At 66.2% G+C, this 18,115-nt stretch carries 18 protein-coding genes; 7 read left to right on the forward strand and 11 right to left on the reverse strand.

Annotated elements, in window-relative coordinates; genetic code table 11:
• Window positions 1-134 precede the first annotated feature (134 nt).
• The 6 genes from FIU85_RS00845 to FIU85_RS00870 form a co-directional block, all read right to left on the reverse strand.
• Window positions 135-1,580 carry an NCS1 family nucleobase:cation symporter-1 gene (locus tag FIU85_RS00845; protein ID WP_152495505.1) on the reverse strand — a complete coding sequence of 482 codons (1,446 nt, stop codon included), beginning with the start codon at window positions 1,578-1,580 and terminating at the stop codon, window positions 135-137.
• 84 nt (window positions 1,581-1,664) lie between these two features.
• Window positions 1,665-2,504: a bifunctional allantoicase/(S)-ureidoglycine aminohydrolase gene (locus FIU85_RS00850; protein WP_152495506.1), complete on the reverse strand. Its 840-nt coding sequence runs from the start codon at window positions 2,502-2,504 to the stop codon at window positions 1,665-1,667.
• Complete coding sequence (locus tag FIU85_RS00855; RefSeq protein WP_152495507.1) at window positions 2,501-3,001, reverse strand: ureidoglycolate lyase; 501 nt, start codon at window positions 2,999-3,001, stop codon at window positions 2,501-2,503. The genes FIU85_RS00850 and FIU85_RS00855 overlap by 4 nt, the downstream gene beginning before the upstream one ends.
• Window positions 2,998-4,248 carry an allantoinase PuuE gene (gene puuE / locus FIU85_RS00860; protein WP_152495508.1) on the reverse strand — a complete coding sequence of 417 codons (1,251 nt, stop codon included), beginning with the start codon at window positions 4,246-4,248 and terminating at the stop codon, window positions 2,998-3,000. Before puuE ends, FIU85_RS00855 begins: the two co-directional genes overlap by 4 nt.
• 94 nt (window positions 4,249-4,342) lie before the next feature.
• Window positions 4,343-5,719 carry an NCS1 family transporter gene (locus tag FIU85_RS00865; protein WP_254702967.1) on the reverse strand — a complete coding sequence of 459 codons (1,377 nt, stop codon included), beginning with the start codon at window positions 5,717-5,719 and terminating at the stop codon, window positions 4,343-4,345.
• A 21-nt stretch (window positions 5,720-5,740) separates the two neighbouring features.
• Window positions 5,741-6,439, reverse strand: a complete 699-nt coding sequence (locus FIU85_RS00870) for an aspartate/glutamate racemase family protein (protein ID WP_152492497.1) — start codon at window positions 6,437-6,439, stop codon at window positions 5,741-5,743.
• Between the two features lie 127 nt (window positions 6,440-6,566).
• On the opposite strand from FIU85_RS00870, the gene FIU85_RS00875 reads away from it, so the two are divergent.
• Window positions 6,567-7,250, forward strand: coding sequence for a GntR family transcriptional regulator (locus FIU85_RS00875; protein WP_152492496.1), 684 nt, complete (start codon window positions 6,567-6,569; stop codon window positions 7,248-7,250).
• Window positions 7,251-7,460: 210 nt separating this feature from the next.
• On the opposite strand, the gene FIU85_RS00880 is transcribed toward FIU85_RS00875, so the two are convergent.
• The gene (locus FIU85_RS00880) at window positions 7,461-7,640 is read right to left on the reverse strand and encodes a hypothetical protein (RefSeq protein ID WP_152492495.1); all 180 of its coding nucleotides are present in this window, start codon (window positions 7,638-7,640) and stop codon (window positions 7,461-7,463) included.
• A 127-nt stretch (window positions 7,641-7,767) separates the two neighbouring features.
• Between FIU85_RS00880 and FIU85_RS00885 the strand changes: the two genes are divergently transcribed.
• Together FIU85_RS00885 and FIU85_RS00890 are read left to right on the forward strand one after the other, a co-directional pair.
• Window positions 7,768-8,223: a type II toxin-antitoxin system RatA family toxin gene (locus FIU85_RS00885; protein ID WP_152492494.1), complete on the forward strand. Its 456-nt coding sequence runs from the start codon at window positions 7,768-7,770 to the stop codon at window positions 8,221-8,223.
• Entirely contained in the window at window positions 8,210-9,508 is a 1,299-nt protein-coding gene (locus FIU85_RS00890) for an MmgE/PrpD family protein (protein ID WP_152495509.1), read from the forward strand. The genes FIU85_RS00885 and FIU85_RS00890 overlap by 14 nt, the downstream gene beginning before the upstream one ends.
• A gap of 5 nt (window positions 9,509-9,513) precedes the next feature.
• Here FIU85_RS00890 and FIU85_RS00895 read toward each other — a convergent pair whose 3' ends face one another.
• The 4 genes from FIU85_RS00895 to FIU85_RS00910 all read right to left on the reverse strand — a co-directional run bounded on the left by FIU85_RS00895 (window position 9,514) and on the right by FIU85_RS00910 (window position 12,105).
• Complete coding sequence (locus FIU85_RS00895; RefSeq protein ID WP_152495510.1) at window positions 9,514-9,945, reverse strand: GFA family protein; 432 nt, start codon at window positions 9,943-9,945, stop codon at window positions 9,514-9,516.
• 68 nt (window positions 9,946-10,013) lie between these two features.
• Window positions 10,014-10,481, reverse strand: coding sequence for a CinA family protein (locus FIU85_RS00900; RefSeq protein WP_152495511.1), 468 nt, complete (start codon window positions 10,479-10,481; stop codon window positions 10,014-10,016).
• On the reverse strand, window positions 10,478-10,975 hold the full coding sequence (locus FIU85_RS00905; RefSeq protein WP_152495512.1) for a phosphatidylglycerophosphatase A: 498 nt from the start codon (window positions 10,973-10,975) through the stop codon (window positions 10,478-10,480). Before FIU85_RS00905 ends, FIU85_RS00900 begins: the two co-directional genes overlap by 4 nt.
• Entirely contained in the window at window positions 10,972-12,105 is a 1,134-nt protein-coding gene (locus FIU85_RS00910) for a bifunctional 2-C-methyl-D-erythritol 4-phosphate cytidylyltransferase/2-C-methyl-D-erythritol 2,4-cyclodiphosphate synthase (protein ID WP_152495513.1), read from the reverse strand. The genes FIU85_RS00905 and FIU85_RS00910 overlap by 4 nt, the downstream gene beginning before the upstream one ends.
• 167 nt (window positions 12,106-12,272) lie before the next feature.
• On the opposite strand from FIU85_RS00910, the gene dusB reads away from it, so the two are divergent.
• The 4 genes from dusB to FIU85_RS00930 all read left to right on the forward strand — a co-directional run bounded on the left by dusB (window position 12,273) and on the right by FIU85_RS00930 (window position 18,112).
• Window positions 12,273-13,265 carry a tRNA dihydrouridine synthase DusB gene (gene dusB, locus FIU85_RS00915; RefSeq protein ID WP_152495514.1) on the forward strand — a complete coding sequence of 331 codons (993 nt, stop codon included), beginning with the start codon at window positions 12,273-12,275 and terminating at the stop codon, window positions 13,263-13,265.
• A complete protein-coding gene (locus tag FIU85_RS00920) occupies window positions 13,262-14,341 on the forward strand; it encodes a nitrogen regulation protein NR(II) (RefSeq protein WP_152495515.1) in 1,080 nt (359 codons plus the stop codon). Before dusB ends, FIU85_RS00920 begins: the two co-directional genes overlap by 4 nt.
• Window positions 14,342-15,706: a response regulator gene (locus tag FIU85_RS00925; protein ID WP_152492486.1), complete on the forward strand. Its 1,365-nt coding sequence runs from the start codon at window positions 14,342-14,344 to the stop codon at window positions 15,704-15,706.
• 153 nt (window positions 15,707-15,859) lie between these two features.
• Window positions 15,860-18,112 carry a PAS domain-containing sensor histidine kinase gene (locus FIU85_RS00930; RefSeq protein ID WP_152498133.1) on the forward strand — a complete coding sequence of 751 codons (2,253 nt, stop codon included), beginning with the start codon at window positions 15,860-15,862 and terminating at the stop codon, window positions 18,110-18,112.
• Window positions 18,113-18,115 lie beyond the last annotated feature (3 nt).

Here is an 18,115-nt window from a genome sequence, read left to right on the forward strand (position 1 = left end):
CGTCTTTCGGGGAAGCGGCCGCTCTCGTGCGGCGCATGTGCGCCTTGTCCGGGGATGGACCGGGCCAAAAGGGCCGCACGTTGTCTGACAGGCCGGCGGCATGATCCTGCCGCCGGCCGTCATGCGTGCAAGGGTCAGGTCGTGGCGGACGTCCTGGCCATCGCGTAGTACAACGCGCCGCCAAGGCAGGCTCCGATCACCCAGTTGTACCCGGACAGGAACCCGAACCACGGCACCCAGACCGTCGCGACCGAGAAGATCGCGGCGATGGCGAAAACCTTGACTGCGGTCAGGTTCCAGCCGTTGCTGTAGTGATAGCGCCCCCCGGACATGTCGTAGAGGTCATCCAGGTCCAGGCTTTGCCCGCGATGCAGGTAGTAGTCCACGATCATGATCCCGAAGACCGGGGCCAGCGTCGCCCCCAGCGTGTTGACGAAGCCGCTGATGCCGACCTCGCTGATGAAGCTGGTCCAGAACCCGCCGATGATCAGCGCCAGGAACGAGGTGATCAGCCCCGCCTTGCGAAAGCTGATCTTTTCCGGTGCGAGGTTCGCGATGCCGTTCACCGCCGGGATGAAATTGGCGACAAGGTTGATCCCGACCGTGGCCGCAAAGAAGGTCAGCGCGGCGATGACCCCCAGCAGCACGCTGTTGGTGCGCTCGACGATAAGGCTGGGGTTGGTGATTTCCTCGCCAAAGACGACAGCCGCGCCCGCGGTGGTCAGCAAGGCCAGCGCCGAGAACAGGATCATGTTGAACGGCAGCCCCACCAGGTTGCCCATCACCATCGAACGCTTGTCGCGGGAATAACGCGAGAAATCGCTGAAGTTGATCATCACGGCGGCGAAATAGGCCACCATCGTGCCGACGATCGCGACGAAGCCGTTGAACTCGGTGAGGAAGGTCGCATCCGGGTTGGCAAAGATCGTGGCCGTCGCCTCGAGCAGCTGGCCGTCGGCCTTTTGCCACAGCACGATCAGCAGGCCGATCATCACCAGGTAGACAAGCGGACCGGCGATATTCAGGAATGTCTCGACCCAGTTCATCCCGCGCCAGAAGATCACGATATGAAAGGCCCAGACGATGAAGAACGACAGCCAGTCGATCCCGGTCAGGCCCAGAACCTCGGCGCCCCCGGCCTCGATCCCGGTCAGGGACCGGATCAGCAGCGCAACCGCCGTGGAGGCAAAGTAGACCTGCACACCATACCAGAACACCGCGACCGTCGCCCGCAAAACCGCGGGCAGGCGCGCGCCGCTGGTGCCCAGGCTGGCGCGGGCCAGAACCGGGTAGGGGATGCCGTATTTTTCGCCCGGCGCGCCGGACAGGTTGACCATCCACATGGTGAAGAGGCCCGCGGCGATCAGCGCCGCAAAGGCGGTCCAGCCGCTGACCCCGTAGGATATGAACAGCGACGCCACCAGCGAATAGCCGAACAGCGACTGAACGTCGTTGGCCCAGACGTTGAAGATGGCGAACCATCCCCAAGTCTTTTCGCTGGCCTTGACCGGCTGCAGCGTGTTGCCCTCCGGGTCCAGCGTGGACCCGGCATGGCCGTGGTTAGTTTCGATTGCAGTCATTGTGTCCTCTCTGTCCGTCGACTTGATTATTGTTTTTTGAATTGGCCCGGCGGCGTGTCGACTACCGCCGCCGGGATGCGCCGCTCAACGCGGCAAGGCACCCGACGCGAGCGGCATGTGCCGGTTCACGTCCTTGTAGAGAAGATAGCGGAACGGCTCTGGCCCGCCGGCATAGCAGGCCTGCGGGCAGAACGCGCGCAGCCACATGAAATCGCCGGCCTCGACCTCGACCCAGTCCTGGTTCAGCCGGTAGACCGCCTTGCCCTGCAACACGTAAAGCCCGTGTTCCATGACATGGGTTTCGGCAAACGGGATCACCGCGCCCGGCTGCAGGGTAACGATGGTCACATGCATGTCGTGGCGCAGGTCGTCGGGATCGACGAAGCGGGTGGTCGCCCATCTGCCGTCGGTGTCGGGCATCGCGGTCGGTGCGACGTCTGCCTCGTTGGTAACGAGGGCCGGGGGCGCGTCGATGCCGTCAACCGCCTGATACGCCTTGCGGATCCAGTGGAACCGGGCCGGCGCCGGGCCCGGGACCCTCAGCTGCCAGTCCGTGCCGGGCGGGATATAGGCGTATCCGCCCGCGCCCATCTCATGCGCCACGCCATCCAGCGTCAGCCGCAGCGTCCCGTCGACCACGAACAGCACCGCCTCGACCCCTGTTTCGGTTTCGGGCCGGTCGCTGCCGCCGCCCGGCTGCACCTCGGCGATATATTGCGAGAATGTCTCGGCAAACCCCGACAGGGGCCGCGCCAATACCCAGAACCGGGCCTTGTCCCAGAACGGCAGCTTGCTGGTCACGATATCGCTCATCGTGCCGTGCGGGATCACCGCGTAGGCCTCGGTGAACACCGCGCGTCCGGTCAGCAGCTGGCTCTGGGGCGGCAACCCGCCCTCGGGATAGGCATAGGTGCGGTCGCTCATAACAGGTCTCCCTGGACTGTGAAGGGGTGCTCGAACCAGTGTTCCTCAAGATTGGTGCCCGCCCCGATCCGGTCGATGACCAGGAACCGGCCCGGCCCGCCGATCGGGTTCAGGACGCCGTGCCAGACGCCGCGCAGCAGGTTCACGGCCTGTCCGGGCTGACTGAGAAAGGCGCGCGGTTCACCGGGGCGGCCCGACGCGTCCGGGGCCACACAGATCAGCATCGCCACGGGATCCATCGGCACGAAGGCCTGGCTGCCCAGCGGGTGACGCTCCATCATCCCGAGGCTGAGGGGCAGGGTCTCGGCCTCGGCGTTGAACAGGCTCAGCCCGGCGCGGCCCTCCTCCCCGAAATCAAGCCGCGCGCGGTCGTGAAACCGGCCACAGCGCCCTTGATTTATCATGATATCGGGCGCGCCCCTTGCCTCGATAACGTCGCCGAACGGGGCAAAGGACTCTGCCGTCAAGGGCGCGGCCAGAATACGCGCGCCGCTCATGGCAGCAACTCTCGCAGGCGCGGCAGAATCGCGGTTTCATAGGCTGTGCAGGCACGGTCGACGGCGCGCGCGTCTGTCACCAACGCGGGATCATCCCCGCCCGCGCCGACCGTGGCGGACTGCGCCGTTCCGGCAAGCTCTTGCGCCAGCGCCGCGCGCTCCGTGTCAGAGGCGCTGCGCAGGGCGCGACAAAAGGCATTGTGCAGCCCTATGGCGCTGTCATGGCCCGGTCCCAGTTCCAAGGCCCAGGCCCGCGGCGCCAACCACTTGCCTGCGCCAAGCGCCGGTCCGAACACCTCGGTGAACCGTGCCTCTTTCATCGCGCTGGGGCGTTCCTGGCGATGGTGGGGGTGGGTGGCGGCCCAATGCCGCGCGATGTCGCTGCGACGCGGGCACCAGACCGCATCGTGACGCTGCACATGCTCGATGAAGCGGCGCAACCCGGCGATCTTGCCGGGGCGGCCGATCAGCCGGCAATGCAGCCCCACCGTCATCATCTTCGGCGCGCCCGCCGCACCCTCGGCATAAAGCGTGTCGAACGTGTCGGTCAGGTAGGTCTCGAAATCGCCGCCCGTCACCCAGCCGGGCGTGGCGGCAAAACGCATGTCGTTGGTTTCCAGCGAATAGGGGATCATCAGTTGATCGCGCCGGGCGAACTCGCGCCAGTGGGGCAGATCGTCGTCATAGCAATCCGAGATATAGTCGAACCCGCCTTCCTCGGCGACAAGGCGCACGGTGTTGGCGCTGCACCGGCCCGTGTACCAGCCGCGCGGCCGTTCGCCGACCACCTCGGTATGCAGGCGCACCGCTTCGGCGATGGCCGCGCGCTCTTCGTGTTCGGGCATATCCTTGTGGTCGATCCATTTCAGGCCGTGGCTGGCAATCTCCCAGCCGGCGTCGGTCATCGCCGCCACCTGTTCGGGGCTGCGCGCCAGGGCGGTGGCGACGCCATAGATGGTCAGCGGAATACCCGCCCCGGTGAACAGATCGTGCAACCGCCAGAACCCGGCCCGCGCGCCGTATTCATAGATCGACTCCATGTTCCAGTGACGCTGGCCCGGCCAGGGCACCGCACCGGGAATGTCCGACAGGAACGCCTCGGAGGCCGCGTCGCCGTGCAGAACGCAATTTTCGCCGCCCTCTTCATAGTTCAGCACGAATTGCACGGCGATCTTCGCACCGTCGGGCCAGCGCGGGTCCGGCGGCGTCGCGCCGTAGCCGCGCATGTCGCGGGGATAGCGGGTCATGTCTGCTCCTTTGTTGAAATCTGTCCGGGCACGCGCCAGCGTCGGACGGGCGGAAGGGGCCGGCGCGCGGCCCCTTCCGGGCGATATGCGCGCCTCAGCCGTCGAGGAACCGGCGCGCGGCGGGCATGTGCCGCATCAGCAGGTAATAGGTCAGCCCCGCCGGGATCAGGCTTGCATACCACGACACCGACGAAAAGGTCAGTGCCGCGGCGATGCCCACCACCATGGCGATCAGCGCCGCCGGGTTGAACCCCTTGTAGTCGCCGGTCTCGTCATAGAGCTTGTCGAGATCCAGCACCTGCCGGCGCAGCACGTAGTAATCCACCACCAGGATCGCGAAGATCGGGCCGAGGAAGGCGCTGTAGGTCTGAATGAACAGGTTCAGACCGGCGGCGGACTCGTCCTTGACCAGCTCCCACGGGAAGGTGGCGAAGGCCAGCAGCCCGACCAGCACCGCCGAGGTCTTGTAGTTCAGCTTGAACACATCCATCAACGCATAGGCCGGCGGCACCACGTTGTTGAGAATGTTGGTCGTCACCTGTGCAAAGGCGATGAACAGCAGGGTGATGACCAGCAACAGCTTGTTGTCCACCGCGTTCGAGAACACGCGGATCGGGTCCACCTCGCCGGTCGCACCCGACACCATCAGCCCGATCAGCCCCATGAACAGCGTCGCCGGCAGGATCGAGTTGGCATAGATCACCACCTGCCGCGTGCGTCCGACGGACCGGCGCAATTCGCGCGAATAGTCCGACACGTTCAGCATCATCGTCGCGTAGATCCCGAGGAAAAGCATCGTCGCCCCCCAGAACGGCGCGCCCCAGGTGCCTTCGACATTGACCAGGTTCGTGCTGATCTCGTCGCCGTATTTCCCGATCACCGACACGAACATGTAGATCAGCGACCCGATGATGAAGACCGAGCCGATGTTCTCCAGCCACTTGATGCCGTGAAATCCGAGGACCGACAGGAAGATCTGCAGGGACTGGAAGCCGATGAAGAACACCACGATGTTGGAATAGCCGAACAGAGTCTCGCTCACCAGGTTCAGCGCGCCGGCCCCGATCCAGCTTTGAAAGCCGAACCAGACGATGGCCGGCACCGACCGCACCAGCGCGGGAATGCGCGAGCCGGTGAACCCGAAGGCGGACCGCACCTGCACCATCATCGGAATGCCGTACTTGTGGCCTGCGGCACCGTTGATCATCAGCGCAACGCCGATGACGGTGCAACCGATGGCGATGGCGATAAACACCTGAAGCAGGTTCAGCGTGCCCACAAGGCCCGACCCGATGGTAAAGGTGCCGATCGACACGCAGCCGCCCAGCCAGGCGAACAGGTACGACCAAGGATCCATGATCCGGGTCTCCTGCGGGGCCAGCGATTCCTCTCCCAGGCCCTTCTTGTCGATTGCATGGGGCACGTGGTCTTCCTTGGACCCGACGCCCTTGTTTGTATCCGAAATTGTCATCTGTCTCCTCCCAGTTGTCTGTTATTTCGGGTTTGGTGCGGCGTAAGCTCCGATCTTGCTCGTCTTCAGCCCCGCACCGACCAGCGCCTCGGCGAATTTCGTCGCCACCGAGACACCGTCGATCACCGGAATGCCTGTCTCCTCCGACAGCCATTCCACCAGATCGGACATGCCGGCACAGCCCAGCACCACGGCCTCGCAGCGATCCTCCTCGATCGCGCGCAGGATCTCGTCGCGCACCTGAATGCGGGCATTCGATCCGGGCTCTTCCAGCGCCAGCACCGGAATCGCCGCCGCGCGCACCTTGCGGCACTGGTGATCCAGCCCGTAGCGTCGCACCAGTTCCTCGATGATCGGGGCAGAGCGGGGCAGGGTGGTGATCACGCTGAACGACGTGGCGATCATGCTGGCGGCCTTCACCGCCGCCTCGCACAGCCCCACCACCGGGCCGGTCGCGATCTCGCGGCAGGCGCCCAGGCCCGGGTCGTCGAAACAGGCCACGACGATGGCGTCGGCCTGTCCGGCTTCGGCTTCGCGGACCTGATCCAGAAGCTTTGGCATCGCCATCGCCTCGTCGTAATGGCCCTCGATGCTGACCGGCGCGCCGATGCCGGTGCGTGCCTCTATCTCCACGCCCGGTGCGCAGACCGACCGCGCCGTCGCTGCGATCTTGTCTGTCATGCTGACCGTGGCGTTCGGATTGATGACGGCGATTTTCATGTGCTCCTCCACTTGATTTGCATTTTGGATAACATAAATTGTTAACAATCAAAACAGACAATTTTTGCAGTCGAATTTTGTCGGGGAAAATGGCACCTTGCGACACAGGTTGAATTGCGGAGTTCCCATGCCCGAAAATCCAGAACTCTTGATCGTGGAGCATGTCTTGGACGCGGTCGCGGATCAGCGCCTTCAGGCGGGCACCAAGCTGGGAGAGCAGGCGCTGAGCGATCTTTTTTCCTGCAATCGCGCGCATGTACGCCGTGCGCTGGCGACCCTGGCCGCCCATCAGGTGGTCGATCTGATCCCCAATCGCGGCGCGTTCGTCGCCACCCCGTCCGAAGCCGAGGCGCGCGACGTGTTCCAGGCCAGGCGGGCGATCGAGGCCACGATCATCCGCAACGTCGTGCGCAACGCGAACGCCGCCGACCTGACCGCCCTGCGCGCCCATCTGGAGGAAGAGGACCGCGTGCGCCACGCCAGCGACCGGCCCCGGGCGATTCGCGCCTCACGCGCGTTCCACATGCTGCTGGGTCGGATCGGGCGCAACAGCGTGCTGGAAAATTACCTGTCCGAACTGACCATGCGAACCTCGCTGATCATCGGGCTTTACGGATCGGACCGCGCCAGCCTGTGTGACGATGACGAACATTCCAGGATCGTCGAAAGCATCGCCGACCGCGACGAGGCAACGGCGCAGAAGCTGGTCGACATCCACCTGCGCCACATCGAGGCGGAAATCGACTTCGGCAAGAAACGCCCGCGTGGAGGCCCTCTCTCGGTCCTGATCCAGACGTCTTCTCCAGAGTAAAAACCCCGTGCCAGCCCTCCGGGGCCGATCTGCGCCCTCACGGACCTGCTGCGCTCCCTCGAGCGTGTAACCTGCCACGCAGGGGAGCCATCATGGCGCAGACACCAGCCCCGGAGATCCGCGCCGAGGCCGCGCGACGCCAGGAAAATTCGTACGAATTTTCCATCCCCCAAACTCTTCAAGCAAAGGCTCCCGGCTCTCCGTGTCGGCTCAGGGACGATACCGCCCGCTCTTGGGGTCCACAGACATCCAGTCGGGCAGGCCGATGAAATACTCCGCCCCGGCAATCAGAAGACAGATCGCGACGATGGCGAAGACGAACTTGACCCGTCCCGCGCTCGGCGGGTTCTGGGCCCATCGGGACATGCGGAACAGCCAGCGGGGGTTCATCGACGCTGCGGTTCCGTGTCGTAGCGGATGACATTTTCGCGCGACATTCCGTGTTTCCCTTGCATTTCGCGGACCAGTTTACGACACAGACCTGCACCGCCACAACCCAACGGACCGATCTGCCTTCATGCCTACTCATGCCGAAACCCGGACGCTGCCCTATACCGCGCAGCAGATGTACGACCTTGTCGCCGATGTCGGCTCCTACCCGGAATTTCTGCCCTGGACCGCCGCCGCGCGCGTGACCAGCGTCACGCCGCAGGACGACGGCAGCAAGGTGATGGAGGCCGACCTGGTGATCAGCTTCCGCGTCTTCCGCGAGCGGTTCAGCAGCCGGGTCGTGTTGTGGCCGGAAAAGAAGCGGATCGAGACCGAATACCTCGATGGTCCGTTTCACCACATGCGCTCCAACTGGGAATTTCGCGACGTTGGCGACGGCCAGTGCGAGGTCGGCTTTGACGTCGATTTCAAGTTCAAGAACAGGCTGTTGCAGGGCGCGGCGGAGCTGTTCTTCTACGAGGCGATGAAGCGCATCGTGCGCGCCTTCGAGACGCGGGCGGAGAAGCTCTATGGACGGGGGTGAGATCGGCGAACGGCTGGCCGGCTTCGTGCTCGGGCCCGTGAAGGCCCAGGACGCGATGGAAATCCTGCGCCTGTCGCTGCTCGACTGGGCCGCCGTGGGCATCGCCGGGCGCGACGAGCCCGTGGCGGCGGTCCTGCGCGCGCAGGCCGAGGACGAGGGCGGCAGCCCGCAGGCGGGGCTCATCGGCAGCGATCTGCGCGTTCCCGCCCGCATGGCCGCGCTGGTCAACGGCACGGTGTCCCACGCGCTTGACTATGACGACACGCATTTCGCGCATATCGGCCACCCGTCCGTCGCCGTCATCCCCGCCGCCCTGGCCGTGGGCGAGGCCATGGGCGCCACCGGAACCGCGCTGCAGGAGGCCGCGCTAATCGGCGTCGAGGCGTCGATCCGCGTGGGCGTCTGGCTGGGCCGGGCGCATTACCAGGTGGGCTATCACCAGACCGCCACGGCGGGGGCTTTCGGCGCCACGCTGGCCGCCGGGCGCCTGATGGGGCTGACCGAGGGACAGATGCAGCACGCCATCGGCCTTGTCACCACCCGCGCCTCGGGGATCAAGGCGCAGTTCGGCACCATGGGCAAGCCGATGAACGCGGGCCTTGCGGCCTCGAACGGGGTGGAGGCGGCGCAACTGGCCGCGCGCGGATTTGTCAGCGCGCCCGGCGCCATGGACGGTCAGAACGGGTTTGGTCCGACGCATCATGGTCAGGGACAGGGCAGCGCCTTCGACACGTTGGGGCAAGAGTGGCTGTTCGAGAGCGTGCAGCATAAGTTCCACGCCTGCTGCCACGGCTTGCACGCCACGCTGGAGGCGCTGCGCGACCTCGATGCAGGCGCCGACGCGGTCGAGAACGTGGAAATCACCACCCATCCCCGTTGGCTGAGTGTGTGCAACATCGCCACGCCCGCAAGCGGGCTTCAGTCGAAATTCAGCTACCGGATGGTCACCGCCATGGCCCTGACCGGGTACGACACCGCGCGGCTGGACACCTTCGACGACGCGCTGTGCGCCGACGCCGGTCTTGCCACGTTGCGCGAACGGGTCACGGTGGACAGCGACGACAGCCTGACCGAAATGCAGGCCCGCCTGCGCGTGACGCTCAAGGACGGGTCCGTGCAGGATCTCTTTCACGACCTCGACGCTGATCCCGGCCTAGCCGCGCGCCAGAAACGCGTGCGCGCCAAGGCCGCCGCCCTGCTGGGCGAAGGCCGCGCCGAGGCGATCTGGCAGGCGATCGAGGCCGATGCCCCGCCAGAGGAGTTCGCGGCGCTGCTGGTGCGCTAGGCCGGTCAGTCCTTTGGGAAGATGACGGCGTCTTGGGGCAGGTCCACCACGCTGCCGTCGTACTTGGGCAAATCGTCATCAATCTTCAGCCACGGCAGCCGCTTGTCGTAATGCACGTGAAAGGCCGGTTGCACCGCGCCCGGGTCCTCCAGCGCGGCGGCGTAGACATGCATGTCGCCCGGATAATGCGCCGCCTCGAACGCCATGGGCGTGCCGCAACTGGCGCAGAAATGCCTGTAGGCGCCGGGCGAGCTTTCGCGGGTCGCGGGCGCCGCGCCGGTCCATCGGAAGGCCGCCACCGGCACGCCCAGCCACGCCACCACCGGCGCCCCGCAATTGCGGCGGCAGTCGTCGCAATGGCAATAGCACGCCCAGTTGGGCGCGCCCTCGAACTGCCAGCGCGTTGCGCCGCAATGACAATGGCCGCGTGTCGTCATGTCGGAATGTCCCGTGCTGAACCCTGCCTGCAAGACCTAGCCGCAGGGCAGGGGCCGGGGCAAGATATTCAGTCCAGCGCCTTGAGCAACAGCGTCAGCGCATGGTCCCGTGCAGCGGCGCGCAACTCGGCCCGCCCCAAGGCGCCGAACTCGACCGTTTCCACTTGCGTCACGCGGCCCACGCGGGCCAGGCCGAAACAGACGCGCCCCTCGGGTTTGTGTTCGGACCCGCCGGGGCCGGCAATGCCGGTGATCGACACCGCCACGTCCGCCTCGGAATGGTCCAGCGCGCCTTCCGCCATCTCCCGCGCGACCTCTTCCGAGACCGCGCCATGCGCCTCAAGCGTATCGCGCGAAACGCCCAGCATCTGCCGCTTGGCCGTGTTGGAATAGGTCACGAACCCGCGTTCGACGACCGCCGAGGAGCCGGCAATATCCGTCAGCGCGGCGGCCACCATGCCCCCGGTGCAGGACTCCGCCACCGATACCATCAGACCCGCCGCTTTGGCGGCCTTCAGCACGTCCCCGGCGCTCATAGCCCCAGCACCCCGTGCGACAGCCAGGCGAAAAACACCACACCCAGCGCGGCGAAAAGCCCCGCAATCAAATCGTCCAGCATCACGCCGAAAGCTCCGCCCTGCCGGTCGGCCCAGCCCACGGGCCCGGGTTTCCAGATGTCGAACAGGCGGAACAGCAGGAACGCGGTCAGGAAGCCCGGCCAGAGCTCCCAAAGCGCCGCGCCCGCATGGGCCGCGCCGATCGACACGGGCAGGAAGGCCAGCCATTGCCCGGCGACCTCGTCGATCACGATCTCGCTCGGGTCGTGATCCTCTTTCCCCTTTGTTTCCAGCGCCGTGGCCCACCATCCTAATGCGAATGAGACCGCTATCCCTAAGCCAAGCAGAACCGGCCCGCCAAGCACATGCAAAAGCGCCGCCACGGGCAACGCCGCCAGCGAGCCCCAGGTCCCCGGTGCCGGGCGCAAATAGCCCACGCCGCCGAAGGTCGCGATCAGCTGCGCCGCCCTCATGGCCGCACCAGCGTGGCCACGGCCTGCGCCGCGATGCCTTCGCCCCGCCCGGTGAAGCCCAGTCGCTCGGTCGTGGTGGCCTTGACCGACACGCGATCCACCGCAAGCCCCATGATTTCCGACACCCGCGCCTGCATCGCCGCCGCGTGCGGCCCGATCTTGGGCGTCTCGCAGATCAGCGTCAGGTCCACGTTGGTGATGCGAAAGCCCTTTTCGGCAGCGAGGCCCGCCGCGTGGGACAGGAACACATGGCTCTCCGCACCCTTCCATTGCGGATCGCTGGGCGGAAAATGCCTGCCTATGTCGCCCTCGGCCATTGCGCCATAGATCGCGTCGGCCAGCGTGTGCAGCCCCACATCGGCGTCCGAATGCCCTTGCAGGCCGCGGTCATGCGGGACCGCCACGCCGCACAGCATCACGTGGTCGCCCGGGCCGAAACGGTGCACGTCAAAGCCGGTTCCGGTGCGTATGTCCATGGGCCCTCTCAGGATGGTCTCGGCCCGGGCGAAATCCTCGGGCGTGGTGATCTTCAGGTTGCTTTCGCGCCCCGCCAGGATGCGCACGGGGATGCCCGCGGCGCAGGCCACCTCGACATCGTCGGCGGCGCCTTCGGGGGCTGTGGCGTGGGCGGCGGCAATGGCGGCCAGGTCAAAGCCCTGCGGGGTCTGCGCCCGGTAGAGCCCGGCGCGCTCCTGCGTGCCGCTCACCAGCCCGTCTTCGCCAAGCCACAGCGCGTCGCTGACCGGCAGGGCCGGGGCCGCGGCCGGACAATCGGGGCCAAGTGCCGCGATGATCTCGGTGATCTGGTCCGGGGATACGCAGCAGCGCGCCGCGTCGTGGATCAGCACATGGGTCACGCCCACGCCCTCCAAAGCCGCCAGCCCGTTGCAGACCGAACCCGCGCGCGTGGCCGCGCCCTCGGTCACGGTGATGCCCGTCTCGCCGGCCAGTTCGGCGATGTCGTCGGGATGCACCACCACTACGATCCGCTCCACCGCCGGCACCGCGCGGAACGCCGCCAGCGTCCAGTCGATCACCCGTTTGCCGGCCACGCGCTGCCATTGCTTGGGCCGCTCGCCCCCGGCACGGGTGCCGCGTCCTGCGGCGACGATGATGGCTGCGATGCTCATATGCTTTGCTTACGCAAGCGCGTGGGCTCATGCAATGGGCGCCTCATTCCGGGTATTTGCCTAATTTTTAATCACCCACACGTTTTTGATCTTAATTTGGGCGTTCATAAATTGTACTCGGACGGTTGCGGCCATAAAACCTCCACATGCTCATTCGTTAGGCACCCATGCTCAACATCGGCCCTCGAAACCTACATCCTCCGGTCCTTCTGGCCCCGCTCGCGGGGATCACCGACCTGCCGTTCCGCACCCTGGTCAGCCGCTTCGGCGCCGGACTGGTCGTGAGCGAGATGGTCGCCAGCCAGGAAATGGTGCAATCCAAACCCGGCGTGCGCGAAAAGGCCGAACTGGGCTTCGAGGCCGCCGACACCTCGGTGCAACTGGCGGGGCGCGAGGCGCACTGGATGGCCGAGGCCGCCCGCCAGGTCGAAGGCAACGGCGCCATGCTCATCGACATCAACATGGGTTGCCCGGCCAAGAAGGTCACCAGCGCCAGCGGCTCGGGCGCCAGCGGGTCCGCGCTGATGAAGGATCTCGACCACGCGCTCACGCTGATCGAGGCGGTGGTGGGCGCGGTGTCCATTCCCGTGACATTGAAAACCCGCCTTGGCTGGGACGACAGCAACCTCAACGCGCCGGACCTCGCCCGGCGCGCCGAAGGGGCAGGGGTGCGCATGATCACCATCCACGGCCGCACCCGCTGTCAGTTCTACAAGGGCTATGCCGACTGGGCCGCGATCCGCGCCGTAAAGGACGCGGTCGGCATCCCCGTCATCGCCAACGGTGACATCACCGGCACCCCCACCGCCCGCGACGCGCTGATGAAATCCGGCGCGGACGGCATCATGATCGGGCGCGGCGCGCAGGGGCGTCCATGGCTCCTGGCGCAGGTCGCGCACGAGTTGCACGGCACACCCGCGCCGGACATTCCCGAGGGCGGCGACCTCACGCGGCTGGTGCAGGACCATTACGACGCCATGCTGTCCTTCTACGGCACCGATCTTGGCATCCGCGTCGCCCGCAAGCACCTGGGCTGGTACATGGACGGGCGCGACACGCCCCAGGCCCTGCGCAAACGCATCCTGACCGAGCGCGACCCCGCGAACGTCAACCGCCTGCTCGAAGATGCGATGACCGCCCCGGAAAGGACCGCGGCATGACCGGGATGGACGAGATGGTCTGGACGTCGCTGCCGGTGCCGGGGCTGATCCTCGACGGGCAGGACCGCATCGTCCAGATCAACCCCGCCGCCGAGGGCTTCCTGATGACATCCGCCCGCTCGATCATCGGCCAGCCGGTGTGGGACAAGCTGGCCGTCGACGCGCCCATCGAAGAAGCGCTGGAACGCGCCCGCGAGAAATCCGCGCCGCTCTTCGTCAATGACGTGGACGTGGGCACCGGCGACCGCGCCCCGATGCAGTGCAACCTGCAGATCGCGCCGGTCTCGGGCTGGGACGACCACATGATCCTGCTCATTTCGCCCCGCGAACTGGCGGGCCGCGTGACGCAAAGCCAGTCGGTCAAATCCGCCGCCAAATCCGCCATCGGCATGGCCGAGATGCTGGCGCATGAAATCAAGAACCCGCTGGCGGGCATCACCGGCGCGGCGCAGCTTCTGTCGATGAACCTGGATCAGGACGACCTGGAACTCACCGACCTCATCGTGTCGGAAAGCCGCCGCATCGTCGGCCTGCTGGAACAGGTCGAGCAATTCGGCAATGTCAGCCTGCCCAAGCTGCGCGCGGTCAACCTGCACGACGTTCTGGACCGCGCCCGCCGTTCGGCGCTGGTGGGCTTTGCCGCGCACATGAGCATCGTCGAGGATTACGACCCCTCGCTGCCGCTCGCCGTGGCCGATCCCGACCAGCTGTTGCAGGTGATCCAGAACCTGTTGAAGAACGCGGCACAGGCCGCGGGCGACAAGGGCGGCACCATCACCCTGCACAGCTATTACGAGCAATCCCTGCGGGTGCGGCGGGACAGTGGAGGCCCGGGCAAGTCGCTGCCGCTTCAGATTGAGGTCATCGACGACGGCCCCGGCCTGCCGCCCGAAATCGCCGGCAACGTGTTCGAGCCGTTCGTGTCGGGCCGCGAGAATGGCACCGGCCTGGGCCTCGCGCTCGCTGCCAAGATCGTCTCGGACCTCGACGGCTGGATCTCGGTCAGCTCGGTGCCGGGACGCACAGTATTCAGGATATCGCTGCCGCGCGCCGGCAAGGACATGGAGGAAAGCTAGATGGATGGCACGGTACTGGTCGCCGACGACGACCGCACGATCCGCACGGTTCTGACGCAGGCCCTGACACGGGCGGGGTGCCGGGTGCACGCCACCTCGTCGCTGACCACACTGATGCGGTGGGTGGGTGAGGGCAAGGGCGACGCGGTGATCACCGATGTCATGATGCCCGACGGCAACGGCCTGGAAATGCTGCCCAAGATCAACCAGGACCGTCCGGGAATGCCGGTGATCGTGATCTCGGCCCAGAACACCATCATGACTGCCATCCAGGCCGAAGAGGCCGCGGCCTTCGATTACCTGCCCAAGCCGTTCGACCTGCCGGACCTGATGAAACGCACCGCGCGGGCACTTGATGCCCGTACCAAGCGTCCCCCGACCGAGCCGAAATCCGAGGACCGCCCCGACGAGTTGCCGCTGGTCGGGCGCACCGCGGCGATGCAGGGGCTCTACCGCGTGGTCGCGCGGCTGATGAACACCGACCTGCCGGTGCTGATCACCGGAGAATCCGGCACCGGCAAGACGCTCATCGCCCGCGCGATCCATGACTTCTCCGACCGGCGGACGCTGCCCTTCGTGACCGTGACGCCCACCGACCTGGCCGACCTGGAAGGGCCCGCGCGGGTCATGGCGCGGGCCAAGGGCGGCACCATCGTGCTGGACGGGGTGGGCGACCTCAGCACCGACGCGCAGGCGCGCGTGGTGCGGATGATGGACGCGCCGGGCGATCACGTGCCGCGCTTCATGGCCACCTCGCTCGGCCGCCTGGCCGACCGGCTGGAAGAGGGCAAGCTGCGCGAGGACCTCTATTACCGCCTGTCGGGCGCCGTCGTCGAGGTGCCGTCATTGCGCGCCCGCGTCGACGACATTCCGCTCTTGGTCCAGCACTTCCTCCTGAAGGCCGAGCGCGAGGGCCAGCCACCGCGCACCGTCTCCGAAGACGCGATGGAACTGATGCGCGCCTACAGCTGGCCCGGAAATGTCCGCCAGATCGAAAACGCGGTCCAGCGTCTGGGCCTCACCGCGCGGTCCTCCGAAATCACTCGCTCCGAGGTCGAGGCCGTGCTGGGCAACCAGCCCGAGGCCGCGCCGGTGGTCGGCGGCGGCGGAGGGGAAACCCTGTCGACCTCGATCTCGCGCCACCTGCGCCGCTACTTCGACCTGCACGGCAACACCCTGCCGCCGCCGGGCCTCTACGGGCGAATCCTCAAGGAGATGGAGATGCCCCTGATCGAGATCGCGCTCGATGCGACGGGCGGAAATCAGGCCAAATGCGCCGATCTTCTTGGCATTAACCGCAATACACTACGCAAGAAAATCACCGACCTTGATATTCGCGTGACACGACGCCGCAAGTTGATGTAAAACTGCAACATGACTGTGGCGCTTCGGAAGCCTTGCCAGGTTTCAAGCCATATCTGGAGGTCTGGCGCATCCCGCGCCACAACCTGATGGGGGGATTGCGTGGCTGCAAAAGCACGCAGACTGACGTGGGAAAGGCTCGGGCGGCTGCGCCGGATGAAGCGCGTGCGCAATGCCGCCGCGTTCAGCCTCGTCGTTCTGGGCCCGGTGCTGGCATTCCTGACCTATCTCGTCATGGGCCCGCTCGACCAGGGCAGCTCGTCCAACATCCTGCGCATCGTCCTTCTGGCCGACATGGTCTACATCATCATGGTCGCCGCGCTGGTGTTGCAGCGCGTGGTCCAGATGGTCGCCGCCCGCCGCCGCAAATCCGCCGGCTCCCGCCTTCACCTGCGCCTGACCGGCGTCTTCGCGCTGATGGCGCTTCTCCCCACCATCACCGTCGCCGTCTTCGCCACGCTGTCGGTGAACATGGGGCTGGAGGCGTGGTTCTCCGACAGGGTGGGGCGCGTCGTCGACAACTCCGTCGCCGCCGCCCAGGCCTATGAGGACGAGCACCGCCGCGACCTGCTGACCGACGCGCGCGCCCTGGCGTCGCTGATCAACGCCACCAAGCGCGCCGCCGTCTTCCTCGACGATGGCGACATCCGCCAGATCCTGTCGCGCGGCCAGCGCGAGATCCAGCGCGGTCTGCGCGAGGCCTTCGTGATCGACGGCACCGGCGACATCCGCTCGCGCGGCGAACGCTCCTACCTCTTCGATTACGAGGAACCCTCGCGCGACATGTTTCAGGAGGCCAAAGAAGAGGGCGTCGTCGTCATCCGCGACTGGGACAACAACGAATTCCGCGCGCTCCTGCCGCTGGACGAGATCCCCGACCGCTACCTCTATGTCAGCCGCAATGTCGACGGCGACATCCTCAGCCTCTTGGACGACACCCAGGAAACCGCGCGCTTCTACCAGCAGCGCGAGGATGAACGCGACCGCGTACTGTTCGAGTTCGGCGTGCTCTACCTCGGCTTCGCGCTGATCCTGATCCTTGCCGCCGTCTGGCTGGGCATGTGGTTCGCGGAACGGCTCAGCCGCCCGGTGGGCCGCCTGACCAGCGCCGCCCAGCGCGTGGGCGAGGGCGATCTGGACACGCAGGTGCGCGAAGAGGACGGCGACGACGAGATCGGGATGCTCTCGACCTACTTCAACCAGATGACCCGCCAACTGAAGCAGCAGCGCGACAGGCTCCTGACCAACACCGAGCAGATCGAACGCCGCCGCAGGCTCTTCGACTCCGTTCTGGGCTCGGTGTCCTCGGGCGTGGTGGGGCTCGACGTGAAGGGCCGCGTCACCTTCGTCAACCGCGCCGCCGAACGCCTGCTCGACTGGCACGAGGACCAGCAATCGCTGGCGCTCTCCGTGGCAATTCCGGAATTCGGCGCGCTCTTCGACCGGCTGAAGGAGTCCAACACCGGATTCCTCCAGGAGGAGATCAAGGTCAGCCGCTCGGGCCGGATGGAAAACCTGCTGGTGCGCATGTCCACCCGCACCAACGACGGTGGCCGGCGCGAGGGCTACGTGGTCGCCTTCGACGACGTGACCGACCTCGTGACCGCCCAGCGCATGGCCGCCTGGGGCGACGTGGCACGCCGCATTGCGCATGAAATCAAGAACCCCCTGACCCCGATCCAGCTGTCGGCCGAACGCATCAAGCGCAAGTTCACCCGTGTGCTGGACGACGAACAGGCCGCCAGCCTGGAACAGCTGACCGACGTGGTCGTGCGCCAGACCAACGACCTGCGCCGCATCGTCGACGAATTTTCCAAGTTCGCCCGGATGCCCGAGCCCCAGACCAAAGTCGAAAGCCTGACCAAGCTCCTGCGCGAGGCGGTCCTTCTGCAGGAGGCCGGTCAGCCCGACGTGACCTTCGAGACCACGCTCACCGAGGATGCCCTGATGGCCGAGGTCGATGGCACCATGCTGCACCAAGCGCTGACAAACCTGATCAAGAACGCCGGCGAAGCTATTGAAAGCCTTTACGAAAAAGAAGGCGGCGACGGCCACGTCCCGCAGATCCGCGTGATCAGCCTGCGCGAGGACGACCATGCCGTCATTCGCATTTCGGACAATGGCATCGGTCTGCCCGAGGACCGCTCGCGCCTGTTCGAGCCTTACGTGACGACGCGCGAAAAGGGCACCGGCCTGGGCCTGCCCATCGTCAAGAAGATCATCGAGGAACATGGCGGCAACCTTGCGCTGGAAGACGCCGAACCCTTCGCGGACGGCGCCCGCCCCGGCGCCATGGCCGTAGTCCGCCTTCCCCTGACCCGGGCCGAGGCGGCGCCAGATGCCGACCCCGATACCGACCCGGACCCCGACTCCGATTTGAACGAATATGACCAACGACAGGCCGTATGAGGT

This window comes from Roseovarius sp. THAF8 (genome assembly GCF_009363735.1).
In the GTDB taxonomy this organism is placed as follows: Bacteria; Pseudomonadota; Alphaproteobacteria; order Rhodobacterales; family Rhodobacteraceae; genus Roseovarius.

What these genes read in the sequence shown, in the direction of transcription:
- FIU85_RS00845 (WP_152495505.1), bottom strand. Translation starts at nt 1,580, where the DNA reads ATGACTGCAATCGAAACTAACCACGGCCATGCCGGGTCCACGCTGGAC.
- FIU85_RS00850 (WP_152495506.1), bottom strand. Translation starts at nt 2,504, where the DNA reads ATGAGCGACCGCACCTATGCCTATCCCGAGGGCGGGTTGCCGCCCCAG.
- FIU85_RS00855 (WP_152495507.1), bottom strand. Translation starts at nt 3,001, where the DNA reads ATGAGCGGCGCGCGTATTCTGGCCGCGCCCTTGACGGCAGAGTCCTTT.
- puuE (WP_152495508.1), bottom strand. Translation starts at nt 4,248, where the DNA reads ATGACCCGCTATCCCCGCGACATGCGCGGCTACGGCGCGACGCCGCCG.
- FIU85_RS00865 (WP_254702967.1), bottom strand. Translation starts at nt 5,719, where the DNA reads ATGACAATTTCGGATACAAACAAGGGCGTCGGGTCCAAGGAAGACCAC.
- FIU85_RS00870 (WP_152492497.1), bottom strand. Translation starts at nt 6,439, where the DNA reads ATGAAAATCGCCGTCATCAATCCGAACGCCACGGTCAGCATGACAGAC.
- FIU85_RS00875 (WP_152492496.1), top strand. Translation starts at nt 6,567, where the DNA reads ATGCCCGAAAATCCAGAACTCTTGATCGTGGAGCATGTCTTGGACGCG.
- FIU85_RS00880 (WP_152492495.1), bottom strand. Translation starts at nt 7,640, where the DNA reads ATGAACCCCCGCTGGCTGTTCCGCATGTCCCGATGGGCCCAGAACCCG.
- FIU85_RS00885 (WP_152492494.1), top strand. Translation starts at nt 7,768, where the DNA reads ATGCCTACTCATGCCGAAACCCGGACGCTGCCCTATACCGCGCAGCAG.
- FIU85_RS00890 (WP_152495509.1), top strand. Translation starts at nt 8,210, where the DNA reads ATGGACGGGGGTGAGATCGGCGAACGGCTGGCCGGCTTCGTGCTCGGG.
- FIU85_RS00895 (WP_152495510.1), bottom strand. Translation starts at nt 9,945, where the DNA reads ATGACGACACGCGGCCATTGTCATTGCGGCGCAACGCGCTGGCAGTTC.
- FIU85_RS00900 (WP_152495511.1), bottom strand. Translation starts at nt 10,481, where the DNA reads ATGAGCGCCGGGGACGTGCTGAAGGCCGCCAAAGCGGCGGGTCTGATG.
- FIU85_RS00905 (WP_152495512.1), bottom strand. Translation starts at nt 10,975, where the DNA reads ATGAGGGCGGCGCAGCTGATCGCGACCTTCGGCGGCGTGGGCTATTTG.
- FIU85_RS00910 (WP_152495513.1), bottom strand. Translation starts at nt 12,105, where the DNA reads ATGAGCATCGCAGCCATCATCGTCGCCGCAGGACGCGGCACCCGTGCC.
- dusB (WP_152495514.1), top strand. Translation starts at nt 12,273, where the DNA reads ATGCTCAACATCGGCCCTCGAAACCTACATCCTCCGGTCCTTCTGGCC.
- FIU85_RS00920 (WP_152495515.1), top strand. Translation starts at nt 13,262, where the DNA reads ATGACCGGGATGGACGAGATGGTCTGGACGTCGCTGCCGGTGCCGGGG.
- FIU85_RS00925 (WP_152492486.1), top strand. Translation starts at nt 14,342, where the DNA reads ATGGATGGCACGGTACTGGTCGCCGACGACGACCGCACGATCCGCACG.
- FIU85_RS00930 (WP_152498133.1), top strand. Translation starts at nt 15,860, where the DNA reads ATGAAGCGCGTGCGCAATGCCGCCGCGTTCAGCCTCGTCGTTCTGGGC.